This window comes from Chelativorans sp. ZYF759 (genome assembly GCF_012911015.1).
Taxonomy (GTDB): Bacteria; Pseudomonadota; Alphaproteobacteria; order Rhizobiales; family Rhizobiaceae; genus ZYF759.
This window is the reverse complement of record NZ_WVVV01000001.1, coordinates 774,040-790,032: the sequence shown is the minus strand read 5'-3', so window position 1 is coordinate 790,032 and position 15,993 is coordinate 774,040. Positions and strand designations below refer to the sequence as shown.

12 protein-coding genes are annotated in these 15,993 nt (G+C 63.9%); 8 read left to right on the top strand and 4 right to left on the bottom strand.

Annotation, left to right across the window (positions count from 1 at the left end; genetic code table 11):
- Nucleotides 1-131: 131 nt before the first annotated feature.
- Both ftsH and GRZ55_RS03650 read right to left on the bottom strand, forming a co-directional pair.
- Nucleotides 132-1,985, bottom strand: a complete 1,854-nt coding sequence (gene ftsH / locus GRZ55_RS03655; RefSeq protein WP_169285491.1) for an ATP-dependent zinc metalloprotease FtsH — start codon at nt 1,983-1,985, stop codon at nt 132-134.
- A gap of 51 nt (nt 1,986-2,036) precedes the next feature.
- A complete protein-coding gene (locus GRZ55_RS03650) occupies nt 2,037-4,709 on the bottom strand; it encodes a cation-transporting P-type ATPase (RefSeq protein ID WP_210257217.1) in 2,673 nt (890 codons plus the stop codon).
- A 511-nt stretch (nt 4,710-5,220) separates the two neighbouring features.
- On the opposite strand from GRZ55_RS03650, the gene GRZ55_RS03645 reads away from it, so the two are divergent.
- From GRZ55_RS03645 to GRZ55_RS03635, 3 genes are all read left to right on the top strand, one after another.
- On the top strand, nt 5,221-5,487 hold the full coding sequence (locus GRZ55_RS03645; protein WP_169285490.1) for a DUF2933 domain-containing protein: 267 nt from the start codon (nt 5,221-5,223) through the stop codon (nt 5,485-5,487).
- Between the two features lie 22 nt (nt 5,488-5,509).
- The gene (locus GRZ55_RS03640; RefSeq protein ID WP_169285489.1) at nt 5,510-6,154 is read left to right on the top strand and encodes an isoprenylcysteine carboxylmethyltransferase family protein; all 645 of its coding nucleotides are present in this window, start codon (nt 5,510-5,512) and stop codon (nt 6,152-6,154) included.
- 170 nt (nt 6,155-6,324) lie between these two features.
- On the top strand, nt 6,325-7,575 hold the full coding sequence (locus tag GRZ55_RS03635; protein WP_169285488.1) for a cyclopropane-fatty-acyl-phospholipid synthase family protein: 1,251 nt from the start codon (nt 6,325-6,327) through the stop codon (nt 7,573-7,575).
- Between the two features lie 86 nt (nt 7,576-7,661).
- Here the strand turns inward: GRZ55_RS03635 and GRZ55_RS03630 are convergent, their stop codons facing one another.
- Together GRZ55_RS03630 and GRZ55_RS03625 are read right to left on the bottom strand one after the other, a co-directional pair.
- Nucleotides 7,662-8,153, bottom strand: coding sequence for a hypothetical protein (locus GRZ55_RS03630; RefSeq protein WP_169285487.1), 492 nt, complete (start codon nt 8,151-8,153; stop codon nt 7,662-7,664).
- A 24-nt stretch (nt 8,154-8,177) separates the two neighbouring features.
- Nucleotides 8,178-8,804 carry a DUF305 domain-containing protein gene (locus GRZ55_RS03625; RefSeq protein ID WP_246734467.1) on the bottom strand — a complete coding sequence of 209 codons (627 nt, stop codon included), beginning with the start codon at nt 8,802-8,804 and terminating at the stop codon, nt 8,178-8,180.
- A 69-nt stretch (nt 8,805-8,873) separates the two neighbouring features.
- On the opposite strand from GRZ55_RS03625, the gene arcC reads away from it, so the two are divergent.
- The 5 genes from arcC to GRZ55_RS03600 all read left to right on the top strand — a co-directional run bounded on the left by arcC (nt 8,874) and on the right by GRZ55_RS03600 (nt 15,986).
- Entirely contained in the window at nt 8,874-9,785 is a 912-nt protein-coding gene (arcC, locus tag GRZ55_RS03620) for a carbamate kinase (RefSeq protein WP_169285486.1), read from the top strand.
- A gap of 21 nt (nt 9,786-9,806) precedes the next feature.
- Nucleotides 9,807-10,247, top strand: a complete 441-nt coding sequence (locus tag GRZ55_RS03615) for a universal stress protein (RefSeq protein WP_169285485.1) — start codon at nt 9,807-9,809, stop codon at nt 10,245-10,247.
- A 188-nt stretch (nt 10,248-10,435) separates the two neighbouring features.
- Complete coding sequence (locus GRZ55_RS03610) at nt 10,436-12,550, top strand: heavy metal translocating P-type ATPase (protein ID WP_246734466.1); 2,115 nt, start codon at nt 10,436-10,438, stop codon at nt 12,548-12,550.
- A 2-nt stretch (nt 12,551-12,552) separates the two neighbouring features.
- Nucleotides 12,553-13,575 carry a ribose-phosphate pyrophosphokinase gene (locus GRZ55_RS03605; protein WP_169285484.1) on the top strand — a complete coding sequence of 341 codons (1,023 nt, stop codon included), beginning with the start codon at nt 12,553-12,555 and terminating at the stop codon, nt 13,573-13,575.
- A 41-nt stretch (nt 13,576-13,616) separates the two neighbouring features.
- Nucleotides 13,617-15,986 (top strand): xylulose 5-phosphate 3-epimerase, encoded by a 2,370-nt coding sequence (locus GRZ55_RS03600; protein ID WP_169285483.1) that lies wholly within the window; start codon nt 13,617-13,619, stop codon nt 15,984-15,986.
- Nucleotides 15,987-15,993 lie beyond the last annotated feature (7 nt).

The window sequence follows — 15,993 nt, the reverse complement described above, 5'->3', positions numbered from 1 at the left end:
CCCGTGCCTGCCACCCTTTCAGGCGGTTGCAGGAGCACAGCATAAGGGACCGTCAGAACCGCGATCTTTAATCCAGATTAAGCACCGAACCGGAGTGAGGCGCACCCGTTGAGCGGTCGCATTTGCCAACGTCAGTCAGGCGATCGGCCGGCGACAAGCGGGTCTTCGACTCCGTTGTCCATCTCACTCAATTGGGCAAGCTCCATTTCGTCGAGTGTCTCTTTCTCCAGCAGCTTGGCCGCCATGCGCTCAAGAAGATCTCGGCGCGCCTCGAGCAAGTGGATCGTTCGATCGAACGCTTGATCGACGATCGTGCGCACCTCCCCATCGATCGCGTCGGCCGTCGCCTCGCCGTAGTCGCGTGGCTGTGGATAGGCGGCCATCTGGTTCGGCGTCAGGAAGGAGCGTTGATCCTTTTCGAGTGCCACATGGCCAAGCTTCTCCGACATGCCATAGCGCATGACCATGGCACGAGCGATGTCGGTCACCTTGGCGAGGTCGTCGGCCGCTCCCGTCGAGAGGTGCCCGAAGACGATCTTCTCGGCCGCCCGACCGCCGAGCAGAACCGCCATCTTGTTCTCCAATTCCTCGCGCGTCATCAGGAAGCGGTCTTCGGTCGGCCGCTGGATGGTGTAGCCCAGCGCACCGACGCCGCGCGGGATGATCGAGACCTTGTGGACGGCATCCGAGCCCGGCAGCGCCATGCCGACGAGCGCGTGGCCCATCTCGTGATAGGCAACGATCTCGCGCTCTCTTGGGTTCAGAAGCCGGTTGCGCTTTTCGAGCCCCGCCACGATACGTTCGACGGCATTGTTAAAGTCGTCCATCGTGACCGCATCGGCCTTGCGGCGTGTGGCCAGAAGCGTCGCCTCGTTGACGAGGTTGGCAAGATCCGCCCCCGTGAAGCCGGGAGTCAACGCCGCCACTTTCTCCGCGTCGACGTCCACGTCGAGCTTCGCCTTCTTCATGTGGACCCGCAAAATCTGGATACGGCCCTGCTTATCGGGCCGGTCAACCAGCACCTGCCGGTCAAAGCGGCCGGCGCGCAAAAGCGCCGGGTCGAGGATTTCCGGCCGGTTCGTGGCCGCGAGCAGCACGACGCCGATGGTCGGGTCGAAGCCGTCCAACTCGACCAGAAGCTGGTTCAGCGTCTGTTCCTTCTCGTCATGGCCGCCCATCATCGGACCGGCGCCGCGTGCGCGTCCGAGTGCATCCAACTCGTCAATGAAGATGATGGCCGGGGCCTTGGCACGGGCCTGTTCGAAGAGGTCGCGCACGCGCGCCGCGCCGACGCCGACGAACATCTCCACAAACTCCGAACCCGAGATGGAGAAGAAGGGCACCTGTGCCTCGCCGGCGACGGCCCTTGCGATCAGCGTCTTGCCCGTGCCGGGCGGACCGACCAGGAGCACGCCCTTGGGCATACGGCCACCCAAACGCCCATATTCGTCGGGGTTCTTCAGGAAATCGACGATCTCCTGCAATTCTTCCTTGGCCTCGTCGACGCCGGCCACATCCTCGAACGTCACCTTGATGTCGGTCTCGACATAGACCTTCGCCTTGCTCTTGCCGATCTGCATCAGGCCGCCACCGGCTCCACCTCCCATCCGCCGCATGAGGAAGACCCAGACGCCGATGAACAGCGCCATCGGCACGATCCATGACAGGAGATCGCGGAGAAACGTGCTTTCGATCTGCCCGGTGACGACGACGTCGTTTCGGCGCAGTTGCTCGGCGAAGTCGGGTTCGACGCGAGTGGTGATGAAACGTGTCTGTCCACCTTCGAGTGCCTGCCGGAAGCTCCCCTGTACGTAGCGATTCGAAACCTGCACTTCCGCGATACGACCGGCCTGAAGATGGCTTTCGAACTCGCTGTAGGGAATCTCGGCGACCTGGCTTGCGATCGTGAACAGGTATTGAAAGAGCATCAGACCGGCGAATGCCGCAAACCAATACCAGATATTGAACTGTGTCTTGTTGTTCATCTTGCTGTCACTCTGTCCAGGCGTCCGAATGCTGCCGTCATTGCGCTCCCACTACACGTCGAATCTCCGCATTGCCCCAGTTCGACGCATGATCGTCTTCTCCACCTCCAGGATCAGCATGACGGCGACGCCGATGGCGACGATCAGCAGCCCATCAAGGAGAGGCACTGGCCGAGAGGCGAACAGCGCGTGCATGAACGGCGCGTAGGTGAAGGCAAGTTGGGCAACGACTACCGCTACGATCGCCGCAAGCACGATCGGCGTCCCGAGCGCGCCACGCCAGCTTATCGAGCGCATATGCATGTAGCGGACGTTGAAGAGGTAGAAAATCTCCATCACCACCAGCGTATTGACGACCATGGTGCGAGCGGTGTCCACGTCGAAGCCGCGCCAGAGCGCCCAGGCGAAGATGCCAAAGGAACCCAGCACGAACAGCAGCGACACGAAGGCGATGCGCCACACGAGGAAGGGCGAAAGCAGCGCTGCACCAGTCGGACGTGGCGGGCGCCGCATCACATCGGGTTCGGCCGGTTCAAACGCGAGCACCAGCCCGAGCGTCACGGTCAGGACCATGTTGATCCAGAGAATTTGGGCTGGCGTCATCGGGATCGTGAGACCTGCGAGCAACGCCACGATGATGGTAATGACCTCGCCGCCGTTCGTGGGGATCGTCCAGGCGATCACCTTGCGGATGTTGTCGAAAACCGTGCGTCCCTCGTGCACGGCCGCAACGATGGTGGCGAAATTGTCGTCCACCAAGACCATCTCCGACGCCTGCTTGGCTGCTTCGGTTCCTTTCCGACCCATCGAGATGCCGACATCGGCCTGCTTGAGCGCCGGCGCGTCGTTAACACCATCGCCAGTCATGGCGACGATGGCGCCGTCCGACTGAAGCGCACGAACGATCCTCAGCTTGTGCTCAGGATTGGTGCGAGCGAAGACCGTCGTGCGCCGGGCTAATTCCAAAAGGTCGGGCTCGGAGATGCCCTCCAACTCCACACCTGTGACAACCTGCGGAGTTTCTGCGAGGCCCAGTTGTTGCGCGATGGCGACGGCCGTTATGGCATGGTCGCCGGTGATCATCTTAACGCCGATGCCGGCGGACCGGCATTCAGCGACCGCAGTGAGGGCCTCCTCGCGAGGCGGATCGATGAAGCCGGCGATGCCGAGAAACAGCATGCCGCTCTCGACTTCCTCAAAGCTGAGTGGCGTGCCGTTTGCAACCTCCTTGCACGCAAAACCCAACACGCGCTCGCCATGCGATGCGGTCTCGGCGATGCGGTCGCTCCAGTAGGCTTCGTCAACGGGGGCGTCGTCCTCCTGCCGCGCCTGACGGTCGCACATGGACAGGATGCGTTCCGGGGCGCCCTTGACGAAAATAAGGCTGTTCTCCGTGCCTGGGCGGTTGTGCAGCGATGCCATGAAGCGGTGCTGAGCGTCGAACGGAATCTCGTCAACGCGCTTCCAACTCCCCCGGTAGTGCTCCGGGTCGAGACTTGCCTTGATCGCCAGCGATACCAGAGCGCCTTCCATAGGATCGCCCTCGGCCTGCCAACCACCATCCCTTTGCGCGAGCGTGGCATCGTTGCACAATAGTCCGCAGCGCATCAGATCCCGAGCGGCGGCAGGGGCCTCGGCCTGCTTTTCCCCGTTCAGCAGAATCGCGCCGACCGGCTCGTATCCGACCCCGTCAACCATCAATTCGTGATCGCCGGTAACGATGCGCCGCACGGTCATCTCGTTCCGGGTGAGCGTTCCGGTTTTGTCGGAGCAGATCACGGAGGTCGATCCGAGCGTCTCTACGGCGGGCAATCGGCGGATGATAGCCTTGCGCATGGCCATGCGCTGGACGCCGATAGCGAGCGTGATGGTGATCACGGCGGGAAGCCCTTCCGGCACAACGCCAACGGCAAGCGCGACCACCACAAGCAGCGCCTCGTCCCATGCGTAAGCCCGCACAAGAACTGCGAAGGCGTAGAGGGCGGCGGCAGTGACGATCGCCACGACGGTGAAGCGGCGACCGAACTGGTTGATCTGCCGCAACAGCGGCGTTGTCAGAGCCTCGACTTCTCCGATGAGCCGACTGATGCGGCCGATCTCTGTATGCAGCCCCGTCGCGACGACCACGCCTGTCGCCTGACCCGCCGCCACCATGGTCCCCGAGTAGGCCATCGAGGTGCGGTCGCCGAGTTGGGCGTCCACCTCGACCGGCTCGTCCCGCTTTTGGGCCGCGACGGATTCGCCGGTCAAGATCGCCTCGTCGACAAGAAGCGCGCGCGTTCGAATGAGACGCAGATCGGCAGGAACCTGATCGCCGCTTTCAAGGAGCACGATGTCACCAGGCACGAGATCGGCCGCAGCTACCGATGCGCGGCGTCCATCGCGCAAGACCGCCGCTCGTGGCGCGATCATATCCCTGATGGCGTCGAGAGCTTGCTCGGCCTTTCCCTCCTGCACAAAGCCGACCACGGCGTTGACGAGAACGACAGTCACGATCACTGCCGCATCGATCACGTGCCCAAGTGCCCAGGCAGCCATCGAGGCAGCGAGCAGGAAATAAATCAGTGCATTGTGGAACTGGGATAAGAAGCGCGTCGCCGGATGGCGGCGAGGTGGCGGCGGAAGCTCATTGCGGCCATTCTTCTGCAGCCGCTGAGCAACTTCGGTGGATGTGAGGCCCTGCTGCGTGCTCTTCAATGACCTAAGAGTTGCTTCCGCAGTCAAGGCATGCGGCTCGGATGTGCCGTTGGCTTGCGTTTCAATCGATACCTTGGTCGCTCGTTCCTCGGTCCGGTGCAAACGCTCTTCCTTCAACCGCAAACTTCAGCAAAGCGACCATCGAAATCATCGGCCAGGTAATTCGAGACGGGAAGAACGGCTCTCTGTCACGAACTCTCACGTACCAAATCCTAGCCAGTGGACCGTCGCCAAAGATTGATCTGGGTTAAGTTCTGTCGCCATCGGCGTCCAGTCCGCGCGACTGCCGACGCGCATTGGCCATCCGAGAAGCAACCGCGACGAGCGAGGCGGTCCGAGCCTGCCTTGCCCACAAGAGATTCAACTTCGAGCCCCACCCAGACAAAACTATAACAGAGATCAAGGTTCTTGCCTTCTCGCGCGACCAATGTTGAACGACCCACAACCGACGCGGGCGCGATCGATCTTGGCTCTATCGCGTCGTTGCGTCGCCTACGTCCAGACGGATCTGCTCCGTCCAGAAAGGTCGACAACGGATATGGCACCTAATGCGAGACAGCCTGGCAACGACGATCATCCTCCTCGGGGGCCCTCCGCTGCAACCATAGCGCTGTGGGGCTTCCTCGCCATCGGCGCCTTCTACCTGATCGCTGAGCATCGAGCACACCTACTCGGGTGGCTGCCATGGCTAATCATCCTGGCCTGTCCGCTGCTCCACATTTTCATGCACCGTAGCCACGGTGGCCACGACCACGGTGGAAGCTCGTCTTCGAGGCGTTCTGACAATCCTCCCCACCAACATTAAGCATCCAGGGAAGCAGGAAGACATGCACGAAGACGTTCAAGCTTACGGCCTCTGGTCGCTGGTGTTCCTCAACTCGGCCGTGTTCATCTTCTTCGCGTTCAGCTTCTTCAAGCCGTCGACAACACGGGACTGGCGCTCCTTTGGCGCCTACAGCGCCTTCATCGTCGCATTGTTCACCGAGATGTATGGGTTTCCGTTGACGATCTATCTCCTCTCGGGCTGGCTACAGACGCGCTATCCCCAGATCGACTGGCTATCCCACGATGCCGGCCATCTTCTGGAGACGCTGCTTGGCTGGCGGCTGAACCCGCATTTCGGACCGTTTCATCTTCTCAGCTTCGTCTTCATCGGTGGCGGGTTCATGCTTATCGCGTCCGGGTGGAAGGTCCTCTACGACGCTCAGAAGAAAGGCGTCCTCGCCACCACCGGCGTCTACGCATGGGTGCGTCATCCCCAATATGTGGGCTTCGTCCTCGTCATGTTCGGCTTCCTGCTCCAGTGGCCGACCCTGCTGACCGCCGTGATGTTCCCGATCCTCGTCATCATGTATTCGCGGCTTGCCCGCCGCGAGGAGCAGGAAGTGCTTGATGAGCACGGGGAAGCATATGCGCGCTACATGCGAGACGTGCCGGGATACTTCCCCCGCCTGATCGCCAGACCGGCTTGACATCAAGCGCATCCATAGAACGGGCGGCCGGAGCGGCGACCACGGAGCCGTTCATCCGACACCAGACGATCAACGCGCTCAACTCATTGATCCACTTTAAAGTCTGAATATTCGACCTCGCGCCATTGTCGCCTTGAAGTGAAGTTTCTTCCAAAGCGCGGTATCTGCACGTGGACGCAATTCTGTTCGGAGCGCTGGATCGTCTGATCAAGACTGGCTCGCTCCAACTCACAACAGCCCGAGGCAACACGAAGGTTTTCGGGGACGGCAGCGGTCCGCCCGTTACGGCCCGCTTTGCCTGCAAGGCCGCGCAGCGGCGTGTGCTTGCGGACCCCGAACTCCGGCTCGGCGAAGCTTACGCCGATGGCCAGCTCTCGATCGAGAACGGAAGCATCGCCGATCTTCTGGACCTACTCCTGTCACAGGGCGACGCCCTCCAACGCCGGTTCACCTCACGACTGCTATCGGGAACCCGGCTCGCGTTGCGTCGCATCCATCAACACAATCTGCGAAAGCGGTCCAGGCGGAATGTCGCGCACCACTACGACCTCGACGGGCGCCTCTACGATCTGTTTCTCGACCGCGACCGGCAATATAGCTGCGCCTATTTCGAGGACCCGCACCTCACGCTGGACGAGGCGCAAATGGCCAAGAAACGGCATATCGCCGCAAAGCTTCTCGTGGAACCTGGCGCGTCGGTTCTCGACATCGGCTGCGGTTGGGGAGGACTAGCGCTCTTCCTGGCCGAGACCTATGGCGCCGAGGTGACCGGCATTACCCTGTCAGAAGAGCAGCATGGATACGCCCGCCAGCGAGCTTCGGCAGCGCCCCACGGCGACCGGGTGAACTTCCAGCTATGCGACTACCGCGAGATCGAGGGCAGGTTCGATCGTATCGTGTCGGTCGGCATGTTCGAGCACGTCGGCGTGAACCACTTCAGAGAGTTCTTTCGCAAGTGCCATGATCTGCTCACGGACGACGGCGTCCTCTTGCTGCATTCGATCGGACGGTGCGACCGGCCGGGCTTCACCAATCCGTGGATTGCAAAATACATCTTTCCGGGCGGATATATCCCGTCGCTTTCGGAAGTCCTTCCGGCCGTGGAAAGCTCCGGGCTTGTGGTCACGGACATCGAGATCCTGCGACTTCACTACGCCGAAACGCTCCGCCACTGGCGGGAGCGGTTCCTTGCGCGGCGCGATGAGGCGGTTGACCTCTACGACGAGCGCTTCGCGCGCCTCTGGGAGTTCTACCTTGCGGTTTCCGAAATGGCGTTTCGCCATCAGGGCATGATGGTTTTCCAGATGCAGATTGCGAAGCGGCAGACGAGTGTTCCGCTCAGGCGCGATTACATTGGCGCCGAAGAAGCACGCCTTCGCAACTTCGGTTCCGAAGCCGAGGACCGAGCGAGCGCGGTATAACCAAGTGCCCTTTCGGGGTCTTGCTCTGCGCGACCTCTGGCCTTCTGCGCTGCGTTGCGCGGCCGCTGCCCGTGCAATCGACGTGACTACTGATGATCGCTGGAGAATGTGAGGTGGGTCGGCCGGTCGCGGTCCGGGATCGAAATCGACAGTTCGATCTCATAGCGGCTGCGGCCGGGAAAGTTCGCGAAGCCGCCATACGTGATCGTGCCAGCGATCGCCATCGGTTCGAGATCGATCCGCTCATGGCTGACATGGCCGAGCGAGGAGACCGTCGCCACGATCTCGGCGTTTTCGATCCGGTCGCTCGTCTGACTGTCGAAGACGGCGACCACGATGTGCTGCGGGTGCCGCCCAGTCGGCGCTCCGCCGTGCATCGCGCCTTCCTCATGATCGGAGGGATGGCCGCGAACGACCGAAGCCGGCATGATGCCAAGATAGACCGAAATCCCATCGGCCGATTGGTAGCCGTCGTCGGCCAAAGCCAAGCCTGCCGACACGAGAAGCGCGCCGAGGGTTGCGGACAGGGTTCGCCCGGTGAACAATCCCCTCACCGTTGACGGTTTGCACTTGACCATCTCGCTATCCTCCGGATCGGCAGCCTATTCGCCGCGATCAGACAGCCACGCTCGCATTGCGTCGATCTCGGCCTGCTGGGCGTCGATGATCTCCTGCGCCCATTGGCGGCTTTGCTCGTCCTCACCGAACTCGAGCGCCGCGCGGGCCATGTCGATCGCGGCCTGGTGATGCGCGATCATGCCCTTGACGAACGCGACGTCGGCGTTCTCTTCCTGCATCGCCTCCATCATGGGCGCGTGCATGCCCATCATAGCGCCCATATAGGCTCGCGAAGCTTCTGGCATCGTCGCCATGCGCTCCGCCATCATGCCTTCCATCATCTGCATCATGGGCATGGATGGCTGAACGGGAGCGGGCTCGGCATGCTCACCATTCCCATCCGGGTGATGCGGATCGGTTTGTGCCAACACGCCGATCGGGAGGATGGCTAGCCCAGCGACCAGAGCTATTCGTCCAAAGAGTTGCATCGCGACATCTCCTTTTTCGCGCGCCTTCTCCAGAATGTTCAGCGAGAAGCACGCCATTCCAGAAACTAGCGGCCGTCGTCGTGCCAAGACTTGATCTGGATTAAAGAATACGCACTCGCTGCGATCGACACTTTCAGTCCAGCAACATGCAGTTCCGGGCGGTCCCCAAGGTGGGAAGACCAATCGAGTCCGGTCCGCCTTTCGCGCCAGGTGCGGTGCGCGGCGGCATGGTTTCAGGGATGGGAGCGATACATGCGGGTCGTCGTGGCGCTAGGCGGAAACGCGCTCCTCAAGCGCGGCGAGCCGATGACGGCGGAAGTGCAGCGCGCCAACGCTCGCACGGCCGCACGCGCGCTTGCCGTTCTCGCGCGAGATCACGAGATCGTCGTCGCCCACGGTAGCGGGCCGCAAGTGGGCCTGCTCGCGCTCCAGGCCGCGGCCTACAAGGACGTTCCGCCTTTCCCGCTCGACATCATCAGCGCCGAGAGCATCGGCATGATCGGCTATGTCGTCGAGCAGGAGCTGGCCAATGCGTTGCCCGCCGGAACGCGCATTGCGACCCTGCTCACCCAGATTGAGGTTGACCGCAACGACCCCGCCTTCCAGCGCCCGGAAAAGCCGATCGGCCCGATCTACGGACCGGCGGAAGCGAAAGAGGTCGGGGAGCGCGAAGGCTGGCCGCTCGTCGAGGAGAGCCCTGGCAAATGGCGGCGCGTTGTCGCCTCTCCATTGCCCGGACGCATCACCCAGATCGAAACCATCCGCCTGCTGGTGGAAAACGGCGTCACCGCAATTTGCGCCGGCGGCGGCGGCATCCCCGTGATCCGCAACGACGAAGGCGACCTCGTCGGGGTCGAGGCCGTGATCGACAAGGACCGCGCCGCCGGTCTTCTGGCTGAAGAGCTGTCCGCCGACGCCTTCCTCATGCTCACCGACGTGGACGGCGTTTACGAGGGGTGGGGCACCGACCGCCAGCGTCGTATCGAGCGGGTCCACCCAGACGAGATCGACGCCACAGACTTCCCGCCCGGTTCGATGGGTCCCAAGGTCGAGGCGGCGGTCGCCTTCGCGTCCGCGAACGGGCGGATCGCCGGCATCGGCAGGCTGGAGGACGCCCGCGCGATCCTCGAACGGCGCTCAGGCACGACAATCTCGCTTCAATGAAAACGAACGGACATCATGACCATGTATAAGCACATCCTCATCACCACGGACGGCTCGGAACTTGCCCGCAAGGGCGTCGATCATGGACTGTCGCTGGCCAGGAGCCTTGATGCGAAGGTCACAGTCGTCACGGTGACCGAGCCGTTCCCGATCTATGCTGGCGAAGGCTGGGCTCTTGGACCCCAGGAGTTCGAACGCTACGACGCGGATCAGGTCAAATTCGCCAAGGAGCTTCTCGAGCCCATCAGGGCCGACGCCGAAAAGCTCGGCGTTGCCTGTGAGATTCGCCACGTTCCCGGTCGACGCCCGGCAGAAGCCATCCTCGAAATTGCCTCGGAGCAAGGCTGCTCGCTGATCGTCATGGCGTCGCACGGCCGCCGTGGGCTCGGCCGGCTGTTGCTGGGTAGCCAGACGAGCGAGGTGGTGAGCCAGTCACCAATTCCCGTGCTCGTCGTGAGATAGCAGTCGTTCAACCATCTGCGTCTTGCCATTTGGCAGCCGGGCGACGGGTGCCACTCGCCAATAAACTCGCTGCCGGAGACTTTAACCTCGATCAAAGATTCGATGCCGGGATGAGGCGAGGTTCCTGACTGGAACAACACGCCATTTGCATTCGCACCATTGCCGCGGCCAGATCAAGGAAGGTCCTGATGAGTTCACCCCATTCCCACCACGGCCATCAGAACCACCAGACTCATGCAACCGGACATCGCGGCGGCGACGACGACTACTACGGCACCCCGAAGATAGTAGCCGCGGCCGGCTCCAGCCATTCCGAGCACGCCGGTCACGGCGGGCACGACCATGCGGCGATGGTCGCCGACTTCCGGCGCCGCTTCTGGGTCACGATGATCCTGACGCCGCCGGTTCTGCTGCTGTCGCCGATGATCCAGCACTGGTTCGGCATCGCTGAGGCCCTCTCATTTCCCGGCGACCGCTACGTCCTCTTCCTGCTCTCGACCGCCGCTTACATCTATGGCGGCTGGCCATTCCTGACCGGCTTCACCTCGGAGCTGCGCAAGGGTCAGCCCGGCATGATGACGCTCATCGCGCTGGCGATCTCGGCTGCCTACTTCTTCTCGGCCGCCGTCACCTTCGGCTTTCCCGGCGAGGAGTTTTACTGGGAGCTGGTGACGCTGATCGCCATCATGCTGCTCGGCCACTGGGTCGAGATGCGGTCGGTCATGGGCGCGTCGCGCGCGCTGGAGGAGCTGGTGAGGCTCTTGCCCGACAGCGCGACGAAAATCGATGCAGACGGAACGACGCATGAGGTTGCGATTTCGGCGCTTCAGCCGGGTGATCGCGTGCTGGTGCGGCCCGGCGCCAAGGTGCCGGTCGACGGCGAGATCGTCGAAGGCTCATCCGGCTTCAACGAGGCGATGCTGACCGGAGAGTCCCGCCCCGTCACCAAGGGCGTCGGCGCGACCGCCATCGGCGGCGCGATCAACGGGGCCAATGCCGTGACCATCGAGGTGACCGCCACCGGCGACGCCACCTATCTGGCGCAGGTCATCGACCTCGTGAAGAAGGCACAGGCCACCCGCTCCCGCACCCAGGACCTCGCCAACCGCGCCGCCTCGTGGCTGACCTACATCGCCCTTACAGTCGGCTTCGGAACGCTGTTTGTCTGGTGGCTGGTGTTGGGTGCGCCCGTCGCGTTCGCGATGGAACGCATGGTGACGGTGATGGTGGTCGCCTGTCCGCACGCGCTCGGGCTCGCGGTGCCGCTCGTGGTCGCGGTCAGCACCTCGCTCTCGGCCAGCAATGGCCTCCTGATCCGCGACCGCGCCGCCTTCGAGCGCGCCCGCAATCTCAACGCCGCCGTCTTCGACAAGACCGGCACGCTGACCGAAGGCCGCTTCGGCGTCAGCGACATCGTGTTGCTCGGCGATGGCAATGAGAACGAGGAATTGGCCTATGCGGCAGCGGCCGAGAGCCAGTCCGAACACCCCATCGCCCACGGCATCGTGGCCGAGGCGAAGGGCCGCGATCTGACCGTTCCCAAAGCGAGCGAGGTCAGCAACATCACCGGCGAAGGCATCGTCGCCAAGGTCGACGGCCAGGACGTGCGCATCGTCAGCCCCGGCCACCTTGCACGGCAGGGCAACTCCATCGCCCACGACAGCCTCAAGCGGCTGGAGGGACAGGGCAAGACGGTGGTTGTGCTTGTCCGCGAGGGCGCGCCGCGCGCGCTGTTCGCGCTCGCCGACATCGTTCGCCCGGAATCGAGGGAAGCTATCGCCGAACTCAGGTCGCTCGGCATCAACTCCGTCATGCTCACCGGCGACGCCGAGGGCGTCGCCAAGGCGGTGTCGGAGGATCTCGGCATCACCGAGTATTTCGCCGAGGTGCTGCCCGATCAGAAGTCGCAGAAGATCGAGGAACTGCAAGCGCGCGGGCTCTCCGTCGCCATGGTCGGCGACGGAGTGAACGACGCACCCGCGCTGGTCGTGGCCGATCTCGGGATCGCCATCGGCGCAGGCACCGACGTCGCCGTGGAATCGGCCGATGTGGTGCTTGTCCGCAGCGATCCGCGCGACGTGGCCGCGATCCTCGGCCTCTCGCGCGCCACCTACCGCAAGATGGTGCAGAACCTGATCTGGGCCACCGGCTACAACGCCGTCGCCATTCCGATGGCCGCAGGCATCACCTTCGGCACCGGCTTCATGATGACGCCGGCCGTGGCCGCCGTCTTCATGTCGGCCAGCACCGTGATCGTCGCGATCAACGCCCAGTTCCTGCGCAACTACAGGCGGCGCGGCTGACGATGGCAGACGAAACGGAAAAGGGAGGCAGGCTGATCCTGCCATTGCCCGGAAACGAGGGGTTCGCGCGCCGCCTCGCCGATGCCGGCGGATGGGAACTCGGCGCGCTGGAATCAAGACGCTTTCCGGACGGCGAGACCTATGCGCGCATCCTTTCGGACGTGAAAGACAAGACGGTCGACCTCGTCTGCACGTTGGCCCGACCCGACGATGGCTTCCTGCGTCTGATCTTTGTCGCCGATGCCGCACGCGATCTCGGCGCGCGGGAGGTCAATCTGGTCGCGCCGTATCTCTCCTACATGCGGCAGGACCGCCGCTTTCAGCCGGGCGAGGCGGTAACCTCAAAGAGCTTTGCGCGCCTCGTGTCGTCCAGCTTCGACCGGCTGGTGACGGTCGATCCGCATCTCCATCGCTATCCGGCGCTGACGGCGCTCTACACGATCCCGACCGATACGCTGCATGCTGCTCCGTTGCTTGCGGATTGGATCGCGGCAGAGGTCGAACAACCCTTGATGGTCGGCCCGGACGAGGAGAGTGAGCAGTGGGTCTCGGCCATCGCGGAGCGCATTGGCGCGCCGCACGCGGTCCTGCGCAAGATCCGACACGGCGACCGCAATGTCGATATCGCCCTGCCGGACCTGTCCGAGTGGCGCGGCCGAACGCCGGTGCTCGCCGACGACATTGCCGCTTCGGGTCACACATTGATCGAGGCGGCCCGGCAGCTCCCGCTCCAGGGGTTCACTCGGCCGGTGGTTGCCGTGGTGCATGGCCTATTCGCGGACGATTCCTTCCAGCGCCTCGCGTCCCTTTGTGATCGCGTCGTTTCGGCTGACTCCGTGCCTCACGAGAGCAATGCAGTCGGGCTCGCCTTCACGATCGCGGAGGCAATGGTCTCCGCAGACATCAGCGGCGGCGACCTCGTGCGGCATCGCCGCCCGCCGGAGCCGCTCGACGAGGTGGAGCAGGCGGGCTTCGACTCCTTTCCCGCCAGCGACCCTCCGCCCTGGACAGGCGGCGTGAGCTGACAACGAGAAGACCAGATCAAGCGAATGAGAACGGCGACGGTATGAGCGATACGGCTACGGAAGCATTCGAGACATGGCGAGAGGGTTACGGCCCCATCGAGCACAGCAACGAAACGCGCGAGCGCGTCGCTGCCCTTGCTTCCTCCGGGGCCATCGCCCCCTATGACCTCTACCGCATCCTCGCGGCCGCCGACCGCCTGACATCCGCTGCCATGTGGACCGTCGTTCACATGACCTATGCGCGCCGCGTCGATCTCTCCGGCGCGCCGCTGCCGGTCGAGGCGTTCAAGACGACGCCCGAAGGCCACACCGGCGGCTCGCTCAACATGGTGCCCGCTTTCGTCGGCTATCTCGCGGCGAACGCGATCACCGCGAAGACGCGGGCCTGGATGATGGGTCAAGGCCATTGCGTGGCCGCGATCGAGGCTGTCAATGCGCTCACCGGCGATGTGTCGGATGCCCAGCGAGGCCGCTACGACCGCAGCGAGAAGGGTCTCTCGCAGCTCGCGGCCGACTTCTATTCCTATGCGATCGACGCAGAGGGGCGCGCCGCTGTGCCGCTGGGCAGCCACGCCGGACCGAACACGGCGGGCGCGATCTCCGAAGGCGGCTATCTCGGCTTCGCCGAGGTGCAGTATGTCCATGCACCTCTGCCGGGGGAAAGCCTCGTCGCCTTCCTAAGCGACGGCGCTTTCGAGGAGCAGCGCGGATCGGACTGGACGCCGCGCTGGTGGCGGGCGGAGGATTCCGGCCTCGCGGTTCCCGTGATGATCCTCAACGGTCGGCGCATCGAGGAGCGCGTCCAGATCGCGCAGCAGGGCGGCGCCGAGTGGCTCGCCGATCATCTGAGGCTCAACGGCTTCGATCCCTTCATCGTCGATGGCCGCGATCCCGCCGCCGTCGCCTGCGCGATCATAGAGGCCGAAACCCGCCTCGGGCGCTTCGCGGCCGATCCCGGCCGGACCTATCCTGCGCCGATCCCCTATGTCATCGCCGAGACGGTCAAGGGTTTCGGCTTCCCCGGCGCCGGCACCAACGCCGCGCACAATCTTCCGCTCGGCGGCAATCCCGCGCGCGACGAGCAAGCCCGAACCGCGTTCAACGATGCGGCCAAGGCGCTGTTCGTTCCCGTCGACGAGATTGAACGCGCAGTCGCCGAGATCGCCGCCCATGACCGGCAGAAGCGCGAACCCGAAAGCCGGCATCCGCTCGTCCTCAGAGACCCGCCGGCTCCGGAATTGCCGGAACCGGATTGGACCGCCGCCGGCGATCCGCCCGATTGCGCCATGCACGCACTCGACCGCTGGTTCGTCCGCGTCGTGGACGCGAACCCCGGCCTGCGTCCCCGCGTCGGCAACCCCGACGAACTGCGCTCCAACCATATGGGAGCGACGCTCGACAGGCTGCGCCATCGCGTCAACAGCTCAGAGCCGGGCGTTTCCGACGCGATCGACGGCGCGGTCATCACCGCGCTCAACGAGGAGGCCGTCGCGGCCGCAGCACTCGCCAACAAGGGCGGCATCAACCTGATCGTCAGCTACGAAGCGTTCGCCATGAAGATGCTCGGCGGCCTGCGGCAGGAGATCGTCTTTTCCCGCCGCCAGCGCGAGACCGGCCAGGAACCGCGCTGGATCTCGGTGCCCCTCGTCGTCACGTCGCATACCTGGGAGAACTCCAAGAACGAGCAGTCGCATCAGGACCCCACGATCGGCGAGGCGTTGCTGGGCGAAATGTCCGACACCGCGCGCGTGCTCTTCCCGGTCGACGCCAACAGCGCGATGGCCACGCTGCGCTCCGTCTACGACGGCCGAGGCCAGGTCGCATGCCTGATCGTCTCCAAGCGCGACATGCCGCACCGTTTCGACGCGGAGGCGGCGGTCCGGTTCGTCACCGAAGGCGCGGCGCATGTCGAGGGGGAGGCGGCAAATGCCGAGCTTCAGATCGTTGCCATCGGCGCCTATCAACTTGAGGAAGCGCTGAAGGCCGCTCATCGTCTCAAGACACATGGCCGCAACGTTCTGGTCACGGCTGTCTCCGAACCGGGCCGCTTCCGCATTCCCCGCGATCCGATCGAAGCCGCCTTCACGGCGAGCGACTGCGAGCTGGGCGCGCTGTTCCCAAAAGCGATACCGCGCGTGATAGTCTCGCACACCCGACCCGAACCCATCCTCGGCCTGTTGCGGCGGCTGGATTCGGGGCCGGATGCAACGGTCGCACGCGGGTATGTCAGCCGTGGCGGCACGCTCGACGTGGCCGGCATGCTGTTCGCCAACCGCTGCTCCTGGGCGCATCTTATCGACGCCGCTGTCCCACTCACCGGCTGGAGCCGGGACGATCTTCTCGCACCGGCCGAGCGAGATGCCGTGGACGGCAGAGGCCATCCAGGCGACATCGCCGCATTCACACTCTGAAGGCCCT